11 protein-coding genes and 1 pseudogene are annotated in these 16,092 nt (G+C 55.1%); 3 read left to right on the top strand and 9 right to left on the bottom strand.

The annotated features are described in order from the left end of the window. Positions 1-142 precede the first annotated feature (142 nt). The 8 genes from alaS to ABO_RS09305 all read right to left on the bottom strand — a co-directional run bounded on the left by alaS (position 143) and on the right by ABO_RS09305 (position 9,258). Positions 143-2,734: an alanine--tRNA ligase gene (gene alaS, locus ABO_RS09270; protein WP_041704981.1), complete on the bottom strand. Its 2,592-nt coding sequence runs from the start codon at positions 2,732-2,734 to the stop codon at positions 143-145. Positions 2,735-2,968: 234 nt separating this feature from the next. After that, positions 2,969-3,736, bottom strand: a complete 768-nt coding sequence (locus ABO_RS09275) for a sulfite exporter TauE/SafE family protein (RefSeq protein WP_011589080.1) — start codon at positions 3,734-3,736, stop codon at positions 2,969-2,971. 251 nt (positions 3,737-3,987) lie between these two features. Continuing rightward, a complete protein-coding gene (locus tag ABO_RS09280) occupies positions 3,988-4,452 on the bottom strand; it encodes a regulatory protein RecX (RefSeq protein WP_011589081.1) in 465 nt (154 codons plus the stop codon). Then, positions 4,445-5,479, bottom strand: a complete 1,035-nt coding sequence (gene recA / locus ABO_RS09285) for a recombinase RecA (protein WP_011589082.1) — start codon at positions 5,477-5,479, stop codon at positions 4,445-4,447. Before recA ends, ABO_RS09280 begins: the two co-directional genes overlap by 8 nt. 203 nt (positions 5,480-5,682) lie before the next feature. Continuing rightward, entirely contained in the window at positions 5,683-6,171 is a 489-nt protein-coding gene (locus ABO_RS09290) for a CinA family protein (protein ID WP_011589083.1), read from the bottom strand. Between the two features lie 41 nt (positions 6,172-6,212). Next, positions 6,213-6,932: a YebC/PmpR family DNA-binding transcriptional regulator gene (locus ABO_RS09295; RefSeq protein ID WP_035461007.1), complete on the bottom strand. Its 720-nt coding sequence runs from the start codon at positions 6,930-6,932 to the stop codon at positions 6,213-6,215. A gap of 316 nt (positions 6,933-7,248) precedes the next feature. After that, positions 7,249-8,604: a WS/DGAT/MGAT family O-acyltransferase gene (locus ABO_RS09300; protein ID WP_011589085.1), complete on the bottom strand. Its 1,356-nt coding sequence runs from the start codon at positions 8,602-8,604 to the stop codon at positions 7,249-7,251. Positions 8,605-8,781: 177 nt separating this feature from the next. Next, positions 8,782-9,258: an NYN domain-containing protein gene (locus ABO_RS09305; RefSeq protein ID WP_041704983.1), complete on the bottom strand. Its 477-nt coding sequence runs from the start codon at positions 9,256-9,258 to the stop codon at positions 8,782-8,784. A gap of 327 nt (positions 9,259-9,585) precedes the next feature. Between ABO_RS09305 and ABO_RS09310 the strand changes: the two genes are divergently transcribed. Then, positions 9,586-11,205, top strand: coding sequence for a class I adenylate-forming enzyme family protein (locus tag ABO_RS09310; protein ID WP_011589087.1), 1,620 nt, complete (start codon positions 9,586-9,588; stop codon positions 11,203-11,205). Positions 11,206-12,005: 800 nt separating this feature from the next. On the opposite strand, the gene ABO_RS09315 is transcribed toward ABO_RS09310, so the two are convergent. Continuing rightward, the gene (locus tag ABO_RS09315; protein WP_011589088.1) at positions 12,006-12,590 is read right to left on the bottom strand and encodes a hypothetical protein; all 585 of its coding nucleotides are present in this window, start codon (positions 12,588-12,590) and stop codon (positions 12,006-12,008) included. Between the two features lie 207 nt (positions 12,591-12,797). On the opposite strand from ABO_RS09315, the pseudogene ABO_RS09320 reads away from it, so the two are divergent. Then, a pseudogene (locus ABO_RS09320) lies at positions 12,798-13,174 on the top strand (transposase); the annotation flags it as partial. A gap of 182 nt (positions 13,175-13,356) precedes the next feature. Next, a complete protein-coding gene (mutS, locus tag ABO_RS09325; protein WP_011589090.1) occupies positions 13,357-15,936 on the top strand; it encodes a DNA mismatch repair protein MutS in 2,580 nt (859 codons plus the stop codon). Positions 15,937-16,092: the final 156 nt, after the last annotated feature.

Consider the following 16,092-nt stretch of genomic DNA (forward strand, 5'->3'; position numbering starts at 1 on the left):
TGCAAAAAGGAGCGCGAAACTATACCAGAGACGCGCCACCATTTCATGTTGAGGTGGTGTGGAGGAATGAATTTGAGCCTCATTCCGCCACCAAAGTGGGTTTTCTTGGCCAAAAATACCCCGTATTAGTGGCCCAGCTGCCCTACTCGGCCACCCAGGCCTTTACACTTTCCAGCGCCCCGGGCAGCGCAGCGGGATTATTACCGCCACCCTGGGCCATGTCCGGGCGACCACCGCCGCGACCATCAACTTGTTCGGCCACGAACTTGAGCAGATCACCCGCTTTGTATTTGGTGGTCAGGTCCTTAGTAACACCGGCCACCAAAGCCACTTTTTCGCCTTCCACTGCTGCCAACACAATCACCGCGGAACCCAACTTGTCTTTCAGCTTGTCCATAGTGACCCGCAAGGTTTTACCATCGGCACCATCAATCTGCGTCGCCAACACCTTCACACCATTAATATCCTGTACTTCACTGGTCAAGTCACCACCGGCGCCGCTGGCCAATTTCTGCTTGAGACGCTCGATCTCTTTTTCCAGTTCACGGACTTTCTGTGCCTGGCTACGCACGCGATCAGCAGCATTATCCAGCGAGCTTTTCACCGTGGCCGCAATCTCGCTGAGCGCGCGCTCCTGTCGGCGCATCACCGCTAGCGCATGCTCACCGGTGACCGCTTCAATACGCCGCACACCTGCCGCTGCGGAGGCTTCCAGAGTAATGCGGAATAATCCAATATCACCGGTGCGGTTTACGTGGGTGCCGCCACACAATTCTTTGGAAAAACCGTCACTGCCCATACTCAGCACACGCACCTGATCATCGTATTTCTCACCAAACAGTGCCATGGCACCGGCTTCACGGGCGGACTCAATATCCATCAACTCCGTAGTTACCGCAGTGTTAGCGAGGATCTGACGATTCACCAGAATTTCAATCTCTTCACGCTGGGCTTCGCTGACCGCTTCTCCATGGGAGAAATCAAACCGCAGATAGTCCGCCGATACTAACGATCCTTTCTGCTGTACATGCTCGCCCAACACGTTACGCAGGGCGGCGTGCATAAGGTGGGTTGCGGAATGATTACGCATCACCGCAAGACGACGATCCACATCCACACAGGCCGACACCTTGCCACCAATGGTCAAGCTGCCGCTTACCTGCTTGCCCACATGCACATGTGCTGCCTGACGCTTACGGGTATCGGTGACCATGAAGCGGGCTTCATCCGCAATTAGAGCACCGGTATCACCCACCTGCCCACCAGATTCCGCATAGAACGGCGTACGATCCAGCACCACCATGCCTTCTTCGCCGGCATTGAGGGTGTCCACAGCGGCGCCGTCCTTGTATAAAGCAACCACCGTATTGTCATCGGCCAATTTCTCGTAACCGGAAAAATCGGTTATCGCATCGATATTCAGGCGATCGCTGTAATCATTGGCAAAGCTACCGGCACCACGGGCCCGCTCTCGCTGGGCAGCCATGGCGGCCTCAAACCCGTCCATATCCACGCTCAAATCGCGCTCACGGGCTACATCCGCGGTCAGATCCGGTGGAAAGCCATGGGTATCGTAGAGGTTAAACAGCACGTCACCGGGCAACACCCTACCATCAAGCTGCTCAATGGCACTTTCCAGTACTTTCATGCCCGCAGCCAAAGTGCGGCCAAATTGCTCTTCTTCCGCCAGTAGGGCCTTTTCAATTCTCGCCTGTTCCCGGCCCAGCTCCGGGTAGGCCTCACCCATCTCCGCCACCAGTGCGGCCACCAAGGTGGAAAAGAACGGTTTGTCCTGCCCTAGCTTGTGGCCATGACGCAGGGCGCGACGAATGATGCGGCGCAATACATAGCCACGACCTTCGTTGGAAGGAATCACCCCATCACAAATCAAAAAACTGGCTGAACGAATATGGTCTGCGATCACGCGCAGTGATTTCTCTTCCAGATCAGTACAGCCCGTGGCCTTGGCCGCAGCTTGCAACAATGCCTGAAACAGATCGATCTCGTAGTTGGAATGTACGCCCTGCAGCACTGCGGCAATGCGCTCCAGGCCCATGCCGGTATCAACACTGGGCTTAGGCAGAGGCTGCAGTTCCCCATCTGGCTGGCGGTCATACTGCATGAACACCAGGTTCCATATCTCGATATAGCGATCCAGATCCTCATCTGCAGAACCCGGTGGGCCACCGGGCACATCGGCGCCGTGATCATAAAAAATTTCAGAGCTCGGGCCGCATGGGCCGGTATCGCCCATTTGCCAAAAATTGTCTTCGTCCAACCGTGAAAAGCGCTCGGCACTGACTCCCATTTCTTTTAGCCAGATATCAGCGGCTTCATCGTCGGAAACATGCACAGTAACCCACAGCCGCTCTTCCGGTAGCCCCAAGGTGCCAGTGAGGAACTCCCAGGCAAACTTGATCGCTTCGCGCTTGAAATAGTCCCCGAAGCTGAAGTTGCCCAGCATCTCGAAGAAGGTGTGATGCCGCGCCGTATAACCCACGTTTTCCAGGTCATTGTGCTTACCGCCGGCGCGGACACAGCGCTGGGAGCTTGTAGCACGCGTGTAATCCCGGGACTCACGTCCCAGAAAAACATCCTTGAACTGGTTCATGCCCGCGTTAGTAAACAACAGTGTCGGGTCATTAGCAGGTACCAGTGAGGAGGACGACACCTTGGTGTGCCCCTGGCTGGCAAAATAGTCCAGAAAGGCCTGGCGTAATTCAGCACTTTTCATAAGAGAAACGTTTTCTTGGCTGGCGGTCAGAGGCGCCGAGTATACCGCCCTCAAGGCGTGGTTGCGATGGTGACAAGTTAACCTGAAGCAACAAACCCCAAGCGGCAACAAAGAAGCATCACCTGTAAAGCTGACAGACCCTGGCCACGTACAAACCTGAGAGGAAAAATACGGTCATAAGCGCTCCCCGCTCACCCTCTTTCTTCTCGCACCTTATGGGGTATGGTTTGAAGCTCACCCCTTGATTGCCGCGGCTAGGCATACTGCCAACACCATCACCAGCAAAATACGCTTGAGCACACGTGGGGACACGGCGTGAGCAAAGCTGACCCCAAGCCGAACGCCAATCAGACTACCCGCCGCAACCACCAGCCCAGGCAACCAGGCCACCTGCCCCCGGGCCACAAAGATAGCCAGCGCTAATATGGTGAAGCTGCCCGTGATAGCCAGTTTCAACGCATTACTGCGTAGCAGGTCGTAGCGTAACTGCCCGGCAAGCACCGCCAGTAACACGAAGCCCACGCCCGCTTGAACAAAACCACCATAGGCTCCAGCGAAAAACAGCCCTATCCAGCCCGACAGGCTGGTATTAGGAGACAATGGCACTGAGTTCGGGTCCGGTGACATCTGCGACGGGCGCAGCACCATTAGTAACGCGACCACCACCAGCGTAATTAGAAGCACAGGCTTAAGAATAGTTTCGGGAAGAAAGGCTGCTGCCAGCGCCCCCACCAATGTTCCCAGCAAGCTCGGCACCAATATCGCGGGCAGATCGGCAAAGGGCATAGAGCCACGTTTATTGAATTGGCGCACCGCTTCCGCGCTTTGAATCAACACTGCAACGCGCATGGTACCGTTGGCCAGGGCCGCACTCATGCCGCTGAGCATTAACAGTGGCAAGATCAGCAAACCGCCGCCTCCTGCCAGAGTATTGATAAAACCTGCCAACACACCAGCGCCTAGCATGGCAGCCACCAGCCAAGGATCAGACAGGTATTCCATGAAAAATCTCACACACGCATTAAAAACGCAGAATACGCCGCCAAGAAGATGCTCACCAGAGCACAACACATATACTCCCGCCCAATCGCATTCCCGCGCTAAGAGCATGAGCAACGCTAGCGGCGCGCTCACCTAAGGGCATCTCTATCTGTCCTGTGCGCTCTGGGGCGAAAGTGCTTTTGGTCCTGGCTTGAATTTCGCCGCCAGCAACGCAACGGGGGAGCACTTGAAAGCACAAGAAAACAGCAGATTTAATCCAGTTCAGCGTCCTGCATATCCAGCGCAGCGAAGCTCTGTTCCGCATTAAAGCCGCGACTTTGCAGAAAACGTAGCTGCTTGGCTTTTTCTTTCTGGTCTTGGGGGTACTGCCGGAAACGGCGGGCACGAACGTCTTTCGCCAGCGCGAACCAATCTACCTCGGCATTCTCTAGCGCTTCAGCAATCCAGTCATTCTCAACGCCTTTTAGCTGCAGTTCCTGACGAATCCGCAACATCCCCTGCCCTCGCTCAATACGCGCGCGCACAAAAAAACCGGCAAAGCGCCGGTCATCGATAAAATCGTGCTCCTCACACCAGGCTAGCACCGCCTCCAGCGCCGGCTGATCCCCCAGGCGCTGTTGCAGCTTGGTGACAAGCTCACGGCGGGAGTGATCGCGCCGGGCCAGCAGGGCAACTGCCCGCTGGCGCAACTCGGCTTCGGTCAGCGGCTCACTCATCGTCAGCGGGGGCGGCCTCTTCTGCCGGGGCTTCAGCTGTAGGGTCCGGCAACAGGCGGGCCCGGATTTCGGTTTCAATTTCTTCGGCAATGGCCGGGTTTTCTCGCAGGTACTCGCAGGCGTTCTGCTTACCTTGGCCAATCTTGTCGCCTTTGTAGGCATACCAGGCGCCAGATTTGTCCACCAACCCCTGTTGAACACCCAAGTCCAACACTTCTCCCAGCTGATTAATACCCTGGCCGTAGAGAATCTGGAACTCAGCCTGACGGAACGGCGGCGACACCTTGTTTTTCACCACCTTCACCCGGGTTTCGTTACCGGTTACTTCGTCGCCCTGCTTCACCGCACCAATACGGCGGATATCCAAGCGTACAGAGGAGTAGAACTTCAGGGCATTACCACCGGTGGTGGTTTCCGGGTTACCAAACATCACACCAATTTTCATGCGAATCTGGTTAATGAAGACCACCAGTGTATTGGCGTTTTTCACATTACCGGTAATTTTACGCAGCGCCTGGCTCATCAGACGAGCCTGCAACCCCACGTGGGTGTCACCCATTTCCCCTTCGATTTCAGCTTTCGGCACCAGCGCAGCCACAGAATCGACGATGACCACATCCACCGCGCCGGATCGCACCAGCATATCGGTGATTTCCAGTGCCTGCTCTCCGGTGTCTGGCTGGGAAACAATCAGGTCGTCCACGTTTACGCCCAGCTTTTCTGCGTAATCCGGGTCTAGCGCATGCTCAGCATCCACGAAGGCACAGGTGGCACCTTTTTTTTGAGCTTGGGCAATCACGCTCAATGTCAGGGTGGTTTTTCCGGAGGATTCAGGGCCATAAATCTCGACAATACGGCCCTTGGGCAGACCGCCAATACCCAAGGCAACATCCAGCCCCAGTGAGCCGGTCGAGATGGAGGGCATGCGCTCACGCTTGCGATCGCCCATGCGCATGACAGAACCTTTGCCAAATTGGCGCTCAATCTGTGACAGCGCAGCGGACAGCGCCTTACTTTTATCGCTCATTGTGACCCCTCTCCGTGTTCGGCGCGTCATTCATTGACGCTAACCGTATCTAACCGTATCCGACCCGCCTTATCTGACCTTTCGGCCAGCACTGGCGTTATGGACAGTATTATGACCAACATTGGCTGTGCATTGCAACCTTCCAGATCGTTGTCTGGTCTGCCCCGCCTCAGCAGGGCTGAAAAGGAATAGCCTGATTGTGGCTACTTGAGACGGGCATTCAAGCCCAGAATGGCGTGCAGGATGCTCTGCTGACGGACGGCATCGCGATCCCCGTCGAATTGGAAACAGCGAGCTTCTGCATAACCCAGCTTCTGCCCCCAGGCAATCCAGACGGTGCCCACCGGCTTATCTGGCGTGCCGCCATCCGGCCCGGCGATACCCGTCACCGCCACGCTCACATGGGCACGGGAATGGCTAATAGCGCCCCGCGCCATGTCCAGTGCCGTTGCTTCACTAACCGCGCCCGAGGTCGCCAACGTGGAGGCCTGCACGCCAAGCATCTCTTGCTTAGCCTCATTAGAATAGGTGACAAAACCCCGATCGAACCAAGTGGATGCGCCGGACAGGCTGGTGAGCGTCTGGGCAATGCCCCCCCCGGTACAGGACTCCGCAGTGGCCAACAGCAAACGTTGTTTTTGCAGGGCACCGGCCAGTGCGACGGCGGCGACGAGGATGTCGTTATCCAGCACAGGGCATTCTCCGTTGCGGATTGACGATTGCAGGACTGGAATCAGCCCAGATCCACGTTGTGATAGACGTTCTGAACGTCATCCAAATCATTCAACATGGCCATGAATTTATCGAACATGTCCATGTCTTCGGCGCTGATGGTGGTGTAACTCTGCGGAATAAACTGAATTTCATCCACCTCGAATTCCAATTCCCCGAAGGCCTCGACCAGCGCCTGCTTAGCCTTGAAATACTCGGTGTTAGGCGTGAACACCGTCAGCATACCGTTATCGTTTTCTATTTCGCTGACATCCACATCCGCATCCATCAGGGCTTCGAGCACCGCATCTTCATCTTCGTGGGCAAAAACGAAAATCGCCACGTGATCGAACATGTGGCTCACCGTACCCTGGGTACCGATCTTACATTTGGTCTTGGTAAAGGCCATACGCACATCACCAAAGGTACGATTCGGGTTATCAGTGAGGCATTCAATCAGTGCCATGCTGCCACCAGGGCCATAGCCTTCATAGCGGGCCGGGGAGTAATCCTCACCGCCACCCCCTTTAGCCTTGTCGAGGGCTTTATCAATCACATGACCGGGCACCTGATCTTTTTTGGCGCGTTCAATCAGGCTGCGTAATGCCAGATTCGCAGTAGGGTCCACACCACCGGATTTCGCGCTAACGTAGATTTCCCGACCATAGCGGCTGTACACCTTGGCTTTCATGTCCGAGGTTTTCGCCATGGATTCTTTGCGGTTTTGGTAGGCGCGGCCCATAGACATCTTGCTCCAGAGGAATTAGTTGCCCGGTATTTTAAGGGAAGATGCAGGCGAGAAGAACAAAAGAGCGGTTGGGAGTGGCAATTTAACGTACGCCTCATAAACCTTCGATTACATCGATACACCTACTCCACCAGAACTCAGCCCCCTGAGGGATGCAGCAGCATGGGTTCCATACGCGAACCCGTTAGCATGCCGGCAATGTGTGGTTAAGGGGAAAAACATACAGCAGAAATGCGCGTTGATTATCGACTCAATCACCAAGCTGCAATGTTGTTAGGGAGCCTCTATACATCAAGTCACCATTACCGAATCAAGGCTCCAGCTCCACCAGCGATTCTTCGAGATAAACCAGAAAACGCTGAATATGAGGCAACGTGTCACGGCAACCGATCACGCCAAACTCAAGGCTATTCTTGTAGCTCACCACAGTGATATTTAGGGCGTAACCATGCAGAACCAATGACACCGGATAGGTAGCCAACATCTCCGCACCATTGAGATGAAGCGTTTCCTTCGGCCCCGGCACATTGGAAATCACTAGGTTAAACATGGGGCTTACGCGCCCGGACAGGCCCGTGACCTGCCCCAAAGACAGCGGCATATTGGTCAGCACCGTATAAACATCGATCTCGGACTTCTGCATATCACCAAGCCGAGATTTCACCGCTTTCATGGAATCCTGGATTGCGGCCAGCCGATTCAGCGGCTGAGCAATATGCGTACCCAGGCTTACCTGAACCGTAGTAATGGCATTGCCACCCTCACCAGCCTGATCCGCACTACGCAAGGCTACTGGCACCTGGGCTACCAACGGCTGATCGGACAAGGCATCCTGACTGAGCAGATAGCGACGCAGCGCGCCGCCACACATGGCAAGGAAAATATCATTCACCGTACCGCCATGCTGTTTGCCCGCGGCTTTAATCCGCGACAGCGACCACGACTGGGCAGCAAAGCGTCGCGCGCCCGTCACCCGGCGGTTTAGCTGGGTTTTCGGCGCCCGATAGATAGTCTTTACGTTGCCATCCTTGGGCTGTCGCAGCAGGTCCACAAGCTGACCACCACCTCGGCGCAGGTTATTCATTGTTCCTTTCATACCGGCATTCGCCGCTGCAGCGCCACGGCTCTTTCTCGGTTTCTTCTCTGCATCCCACTCGCCAGACCAAGGGGCGGGTAAACGGTCTTCCGCACAAGTAGCTAGGCGAGACTGCATTAGGTGCATCCCTGCCACCCCATCCACCATGGAGTGATGCATCTTGGTATAAAGAGCGAAACGGTTTCCCTCCAACCCCTCGATCAAATAGCTCTCCCACAACGGGCGGCTAGGATCCAAACGCTGGGCGTGCAACCGCGATACTAACGCCAACAGCTCACGCACCCGTCCCGGCCGAGGCAAGGCAGAATGCCGTACGTGGTAGTCAATATCGAAATTTTTGTCTTCCACCCAAGTAGCATCTAAGTACAGGGGCAAATGAGACTGAATCTTTTGGTTAAATGGGCGGCAGATGCTATCCACATCCACCAGGTATCGATAGATACTTTCCACATAATCCTCAGGAGCACCTTCTGGAATGGCAAACAACGCCAACCCCCCCACATGCATAGGGGTTTCCCGGGTCTCCATCATTAACCAGCCGGAATCCATAATAGACAATTTACGGGCCATACTTGCTGCTCCTTATTGTTATCCGTATCGCAGTGGCCTGACACCTAGGGTAGGCTCGAACGTCCTATCATCCGGATTTTTAACCCCAGAGCATTAGCAAAATCGTTGCGTTTGGTTATCAACAGTCAGCCAAAGATATCCATTGCCGCGCCTATCAGCGCTCGGAAGTCTCTGATATCACTTTAATAGCAACGCATCTCCTATCGGATGAAACACCGAGGCACTATCAATCAACGAACGCGCAGTCAGCGGCTCAACACCATACACTTCCGTACGAACCCCCGGATTAGCGCCAACTCGCGTTAGTAACACATCAAAATCTCCGTCCCCGGAAAGCAACACCACCGTATCCACCTCTGGAGCCAGCGTCATCACATCCACCGCAATGCCCACATCCCAGTCACCCTTGCTGGAACCGTCACTGCGCTGAATATAGGGTTTGAGTTTAACCGTGAAGCCAATGTGTTTAAGCGCATCCTGAAATTTCGTCTGCCCGTCGTCGCCACGGTGAGTGGCATAGGCCAATGCGTGAACTATTTCGCCCTGCGCCGACAGCAGCTGCCAAAGCGCCCGATAATTGAAAGGCCGCCCAAAAGCTTGGCGGGTGGTGTAATAAATATTCTGGACGTCAGCAAAGACGGCGATGCGAGGCATATACATTCCGGTTAGCGAGACTTTTTGAATGCGCTTCGGTGGAGATCCCCGCCCTTTCCAAAGCGGCCCATTGCGGCTCTTTACCGTAACTTACTACAGCAACATGCCCTCAGCATCTACACCCATGCCGCCACTTACACCAAGAAATACAATATTAGCAATGCCAGCAAAATGATCGAGACGTTCAAACCCGTCCTAGAAAAATAAGTATCACTGGCGGATAGTGTCGAAGCACTACTGGCAGGAAGTGGTCCCGAGTGTCGACGTCAACCATCATCGCTTCCAATTGGATGGCAACAACAATAACCGTCACAGGAGAATTAATTCATGATTTTGCACAAACCTGAACTGGTTGAGAAATATACGAACATGGGGCACTGGGGGGACAAGACCCTGCTCCAGCGCGCGGCCGCCAATTGTATCGCCCACCCAGAGCGAGAAGCGGTGGTGGATCCCCCCAACCGGAACGAGCTGGTGGGCACCCCCGCCCAGCGCCTCACCTGGGCAGAGTTCGGCCAGGCAGTGGATGCTACGGCAGCAGAATTGTCGCGCCGCGGCTTTGGTAAGGACGACGTATTAGTGGCCCAGTTACCCAACGTGTGGGAGCTGGCCATGTTGTACCTAGCCGCAGCAAAGGCCGGCGGCTTGCTTTCTGCACTGCCTATGCAATGGCGAAGCAAGGATGTGGGTTATGTGAAAAAAATGACCGAGGCCCGCTTCTACGCGTCGGCTGAGAGCTTTCACGGCTTTGATTACCAAGCTCTAGGCCAGGAGTTGGGTTTCGAGCACTACATCGGCCTGAAAGAACTGACCGATATTGCCCGCAGCAAACCCAGCCAGGGACCTGAGGTGCCAGTAGAAGCCAATGATATTTTTACGCTGTGCTGGACATCTGGCACTGAGGCAGACCCTAAAGGCTGCCCCATGAGCCACAACAACTGGGAGTACATGATTAACCTCGTGTTCACCACCTGTGGCTTGCAGCAGGGCGACCGGATTCTATGCGTGGCGCCCCTGGTAAACATGACAGCGGTGGGGGTGAACTACGTACCTTGGCTAGCGACAGCAGGGACCCTAGTGCTGCACCATCCCATCACGCCGGAGATCTTGCTGCGCCAGCTTACCGAAGAGCGCATTCAATATACCATCCTAGTACCGGCGATGCTGAACATGATCGCCAAACTGCCCAACGTGGACCAGCTCGATCTGTCCAGCGTGCGGACCATCACCACCGGGTCAGCACCGCCTTCTGCCTGGTCCATGCAGGAGTTCAAGCGCCGCTGGGATATCGACATCGTCAATATCTGGGGCCAGAACGAAGGCTCCTGCCTAGTGGCCGGCCCCGCCGACGTACCGGACCTGGCTATGCGGGTGGATCATCTACCCTGGTGGGGCAGAGAAAGCGTCGAATGGCCCTCCGGCATCAATGGCATTGAAGTGAAGATTCTCGGCGACCAAGATGAAGAGATCACCGAGCCCGGAGGCATCGGAGAGCTTTGCTACCGAAGCCCGGGGGTCTTTGCCGGTTACTTCCAACGCCCGGACATCACCGAGCAGTCTTTCACCGCTGACGGTTTCTTCCGCACCGGAGACCTGTTCATTGTGCAAAATGCCAACCACGTAGGCTTTTACGATCGCAAGAAAGACATGGTGATCCGCGGAGGCTTCAACATCTCCAGTGTCGAGGTGGAAAACGCCGTGCTTGGCTTTGATAAGGTGCAAGACGTTGCCGTCATACCCCACCCGGACGAAATCATGGGGGAGCGTGTCTGCATTTGCGTGGTGCCTGCGGATGAGAGCCATCCGCCAGCGTTAGAGGAAATCAATGACTACCTGAAGAGTCAGGGTATGAGTGTTTACAAGCTTCCCGAAAAGATGAGGCTAGTAGATGTCATTCCCCGCAATCCGATAGGTAAGATCATGAAGAAAGAATTGCGGGCTCAGTAACGCAAAAGGGCCGGAATCTTGTCTTCCGGCCCTTTTTATTGCACTTCTATATCCATTTTTACAGGCTGTACTCATCGGGGACACGCACAAAATCAAGACAGAAATAATCCGGTTACCTGACTCAAACACTAGTTGTTCACTCCCCCTTCTGTTGAGCACAGGTTCTCATTGATTTCGGCCAGGGGCAGCTCATTGTTGATGAAGGAAAAGGAAGCAAGGATCGAGTCACTGTACTTTCCAGCCGTTGACATGGGTGACGGAAGCTTCAGATCGATCTGGCCACCAGCTATTACAAGCAGTGATAATTTCGGGGGCAGAGTCGGAAACTCAAGAGGGTATCTGCCCCCGAATCACGGTCCCACACTGCACCCCTCTCATGAACAGAAAACTCTGTCCACAAAAGTGGTTACAGATCAGCGCGCATTTTGCGTCCGCGGCCTTGCCTGGTTAAGTGGCGACACACCAACGCCTCTACTGGCACGATGTGAGCCTGCGAACCAAACTGAATTATGGCACCCGCAAGAACGAAGACTTTGCAGCCACCCCCAACAATGAATGTGGCCGCCCAAAACGAACGGGGCAACCAAGCCACAACCTCTTATTTTTCTAACGGCACACAAACGCTCGCTATAGCACCGACTCAGAATCTTGCGCTGCAACAATAAAGCAGAGCCATTTAACGCCGTTCCTCAGCGGCAAAAGCGTAGTGGCGGGGATTTTGCAAATTTTGCAAAAGACATGACACTATGATTTTGTCCGACTGCAGGACCTTGTTAGGTTTTTCATATACACATTCAAATTCAAGACATTGACTCCGAAAAATCATTCACCCCAGTAAGAAGCACATCAAACACCTTCTCAAGCTGCTCAGCATCGAAACAAATCATGGGTCTAAGAGACACAAGATCTGAATTTTGTAGCCGACCGTAGAGCTTGGAGTGCTCACCGGAATCATTGAAGCTAGGACCGTAGTGAACCAAGTGATTTCTGACGGAGCCTAGAAGCTCTAGCGTTACCCAGGGTTTCTTATTGGTATCAATAGCAGCAGAAAGCGCCTTTTGCGCATACTTTATTGAACGCGCTATCCCTCGATCTTTCAGGTCGTTTGGTTTCAACAAACACGCTAATTTTTCACGCTTCATATTGCATAGCTCATCAAGATTCTGCTCAAAGCATGCATATGCACTTATAAAGATGGATCTGTAAAGACTTTGTCTAGTCGCGTTTATATTCCCTAATTGATTCTGGTCTGGCGCGTTGCCAGCTTCTCGAGCCTGAACCTCAAAAACTTCTTCAGCAATTTTCACAGCTTCATTGAGATAACCCAGGTCTATGAAGGCTAGAAATCGTGGAACTCCGAACGTTGTTTTCTCAACAGGTATCAATTTAGTTCACCTTAAACCTAACGCCTGCCAGCAGGGGCCGAAAAACCAGAGCGAAGCGGCGGTTTTTTGGTCCCTCTGGCTGGCTTTGTTATGCATGGCTACCATCCGGTAACTTCACCTCTAACTGTGCATTGAATTCTGCCGGTTGAATCGCCACCAGTTTGCTACACCTTTCAGCCATCCAAAATGGCAATCAGAGAGGTACCCATGAGCAGCAAACGCTATCCCGAAGAATTCAAGATTGAGGCGGTTCGTCAGGTGACGGATCGTGGTCACAGCGTAGCCCAAGTGGCTGATCGACCCGGTGCCACTACCCACAGTTTGTACGCCTGGATCAGGAAATTTGGCCCGGATTCCGAGCAGCATCAGGCTAAGACCGATGACCTGGCAGAGATCCGCCAGCTCCAGAAAGAGCTTAACCGCGTTACCGAAGAGCGTGACATCCTAAAAAAAGCCGCGGCGTACTTTGCTAGTCAGTCCGATTGAGGTACACCTTTATAAAGAAACATAGCGAGCGATGCTTCCTGTTGGACGTTCACCCCAGCGGCTTTTATGCCTGGCAACGGCAACCTCGTTTAGATCGCGGGGCAGCATGAATGATGCCCTCCGTGCAAGCCAAACGGCCTCACCCGGCCTGCATATAAACTCGGTAATGGGCAGACAGAGATAGTCCCTCCTAAAAACCATCCAGATCTCCCCATGAATCCTCTCCCATATCGCTATATCATGACCGCCCACTGATTCATTACCGCCCCATGGAGGACCTGTGACCGCGGACCTAAGCCAACATACGCCGATGATGCAGCAATACCTCGGCATTAAGGCCGAACACCCGGACCAGCTGGTGTTCTACCGCATGGGGGATTTCTATGAGTTGTTCTTTGGCGATGCGCAGAAAGCGGCGCGACTGCTGGATATCACGCTGACCCAACGCGGTCAAAGTGCCGGCAAGCCGATTCCCATGGCCGGCATTCCCTACCACGCGGCGGAGAACTACCTGGCGCGGCTGGTGAAGCTGGGCGAATCCGTGGCCATTGCCGAACAAATCGGTGACCCGGCGCTGGCCAAGGGGCCGGTGGAGCGCAAGGTGGTTCGCATCGTCACGCCCGGTACGGTGAGCGATGAGGCCTTACTGGAAGAGCGTCGGGATAATTTATTGTGCGCGGTTTTCGACCATAATAATCAATACGGTTGCGCCAGCCTGGATTTGGCCGCCGGGCGTTTTCTCGTCACTCAAGTAGAAGGTGCCGAGCAATTACAGGCCTTGCTGGAGCGTTGGTCGCCAGCGGAATTGTTGATCAGTGAAGAGCATGGTCTGCCGGGGCGCTGGTCCGATCGACCGGGTACTCGTAAACGTCCGAGCTGGGAGTTTGATGAAGACGCTGCCCGTCGCCAGCTGTGCCAACAGTTCCAGGTGCAGGATCTGGCCGGCTTTGGTGAGCCATCTCCCGTGGCGGTTTCCGCCGCTGGCGCACTGCTTGGCTATGCCAAGGAAACCCAGCGCGGCGAACTCCCACATATCACCGGCCTAACAGTAGAAAGCTTTGATGATGCGGTCGCCATGGATGCAGCCACCCGCCGTAACTTGGAGCTGACTGAAACCCTGGATGGCCAGGAGCAACACACCCTGGCCTGGGTGCTGGACAGCACCAAAACTGCCATGGGCGCGCGCTTACTTAAACGCTGGGTACACCAGCCATTGCGCAACCGCACCACGCTCACCCAGCGGCAGGACCAGATCGACGCCCTGCGTCAGGGCTGGTGCTTTGAGTCCGCCCGCGATGTGCTTAACGACATCGGCGACATGGAACGCATTCTCGGCCGGGTGGCGTTACGTTCTGCTCGCCCTCGGGACCTGACGCGCCTGCACGCCAGCCTCAAAGCGCTGCCGCCTCTAATCGGCACCCTACCCGCCGCCGATTGTTTTTGCGAATTGATTGAGCGCATCGGCCAGTTTCCGAACCAGGTGGAATTGCTGGGCACGGCGGTGATCGAGAATCCGCCCATGCTGATACGCGACGGCGGCGTCATTGCTCCCGGTTACAGTGAAGAGCTGGATGAGCTGCGTTCCATCAGCGAAAACGCCGGTGCGATTTTAGTGGATATCGAAACCCGCGAGCGCGAACGAACCCAGCTTTCCACCCTGCGCGTGAAGTACAACCGCGTGCATGGCTATTACATTGAGCTGTCGCGACGCGAGTCCGATCAGGCGCCGACAGATTATCAACGCCGTCAAACACTGAAAAATGCTGAACGGTTTATCACTCCCGAACTGAAAGAATTTGAGGACAAGGCCCTGTCCGCGTCCAGCAAAGCTCTAGCGCTGGAGAAACGCCTCTACGAAGCACTACTGGAAAAAGTGGCCGCCGACCTGCACGCCCTTCAGCGCAGTGCTGCCGCCGTGGCCGAGCTCGATGTGCTGGCATCGCTGGCCGAACGGGCCGAAGCACTCAACTGGGTGCTCCCACAGTTAGTAGATGACGAAGCGATCATCGAAATTGTGGATGGCCGTCACCCGGTGGTGGAACAGGTGCTAGACGACGCGTTCGTTCCTAACAGCCTGCACTTAGACAATGCCCGCCGTATGGTGATCATTACCGGCCCCAACATGGGCGGTAAATCCACCTACATGCGCCAAACCGCCCTGATCGCGCTGCTCGCTCACCTTGGCAGCTGTGTGCCGGCGGCCAGTGCCCGCATCGGTAGCCTGGACCGGATCTTCACCCGCATTGGCTCGTCCGATGATCTGGCCGGTGGCCGCTCCACCTTTATGGTGGAAATGTCAGAAACCGCCAACATCCTCAACAACGCCACCGCCCAAAGCCTAGTACTGATGGACGAGATTGGCCGCGGCACCAGCACTTTTGATGGCCTTAGCCTGGCCTGGGCTGCCGCCGAGCACCTAGCGCGCAATCTCAAGTCGTTTACCCTGTTCGCCACACACTACTTCGAGTTGACTCAACTACCAGAGCAACTGCCGGGCATCTACAACGCACACCTGACCGCCAGCGAACACGATAACCGCATTGTCTTTCTGCACCGAGTACAAGAAGGACCGGCCAGTCGCAGTTACGGTCTTCAGGTAGCCCAACTGGCGGGAGTGCCGAGCAGCGTGATCCATAGAGCCGGTGAGAAATTACGCGAGTTGGAACAAAGCAAACCGCTGGCGCCTTCAGCCACTCCCCCCAGCAGCTATGCCGCCCCATCACCGGCGGCGGCTCCGGCCCAGGCCTCACTATTCAACGAACCCAATGCGATCGAGCTAGCGTTGACCGATCTAGACCCAGACGAGCTGACACCAAAGCAAGCCCTGGAGGCGCTATATACATTGAAAAAGCTGACTTAAGCCCTCTTAGAGACGCTGCAGAGCAACCTAAGTGGGCGCGAGCTGCCGGCGCGCATAGAAAGAGTGTTGGCGCTATAACCTTATATCAACACTCCGTTTGCCTGCCTCAGGGCATATCGCTAGACTAGCGCCACCCCAAGCGAGACCGTGCCCGTT

This window comes from Alcanivorax borkumensis SK2, assembly GCF_000009365.1.
Lineage (GTDB): Bacteria > Pseudomonadota > Gammaproteobacteria > Pseudomonadales > Alcanivoracaceae > Alcanivorax > Alcanivorax borkumensis.

Coding starts and splice junctions, on each gene's coding strand:
- ABO_RS09280 (WP_011589081.1), bottom strand. CDS start 4,452: ATGAGTGAGCCGCTGACCGAAGCCGAGTTGCGCCAGCGGGCAGTTGCC.
- ABO_RS09300 (WP_011589085.1), bottom strand. CDS start 8,604: ATGGCCCGTAAATTGTCTATTATGGATTCCGGCTGGTTAATGATGGAG.
- alaS (WP_041704981.1), bottom strand. CDS start 2,734: ATGAAAAGTGCTGAATTACGCCAGGCCTTTCTGGACTATTTTGCCAGC.
- ABO_RS09310 (WP_011589087.1), top strand. CDS start 9,586: ATGATTTTGCACAAACCTGAACTGGTTGAGAAATATACGAACATGGGG.
- ABO_RS09275 (WP_011589080.1), bottom strand. CDS start 3,736: ATGGAATACCTGTCTGATCCTTGGCTGGTGGCTGCCATGCTAGGCGCT.
- ABO_RS09305 (WP_041704983.1), bottom strand. CDS start 9,258: ATGCCTCGCATCGCCGTCTTTGCTGACGTCCAGAATATTTATTACACC.
- ABO_RS09295 (WP_035461007.1), bottom strand. CDS start 6,932: ATGGGCCGCGCCTACCAAAACCGCAAAGAATCCATGGCGAAAACCTCG.
- recA (WP_011589082.1), bottom strand. CDS start 5,479: ATGAGCGATAAAAGTAAGGCGCTGTCCGCTGCGCTGTCACAGATTGAG.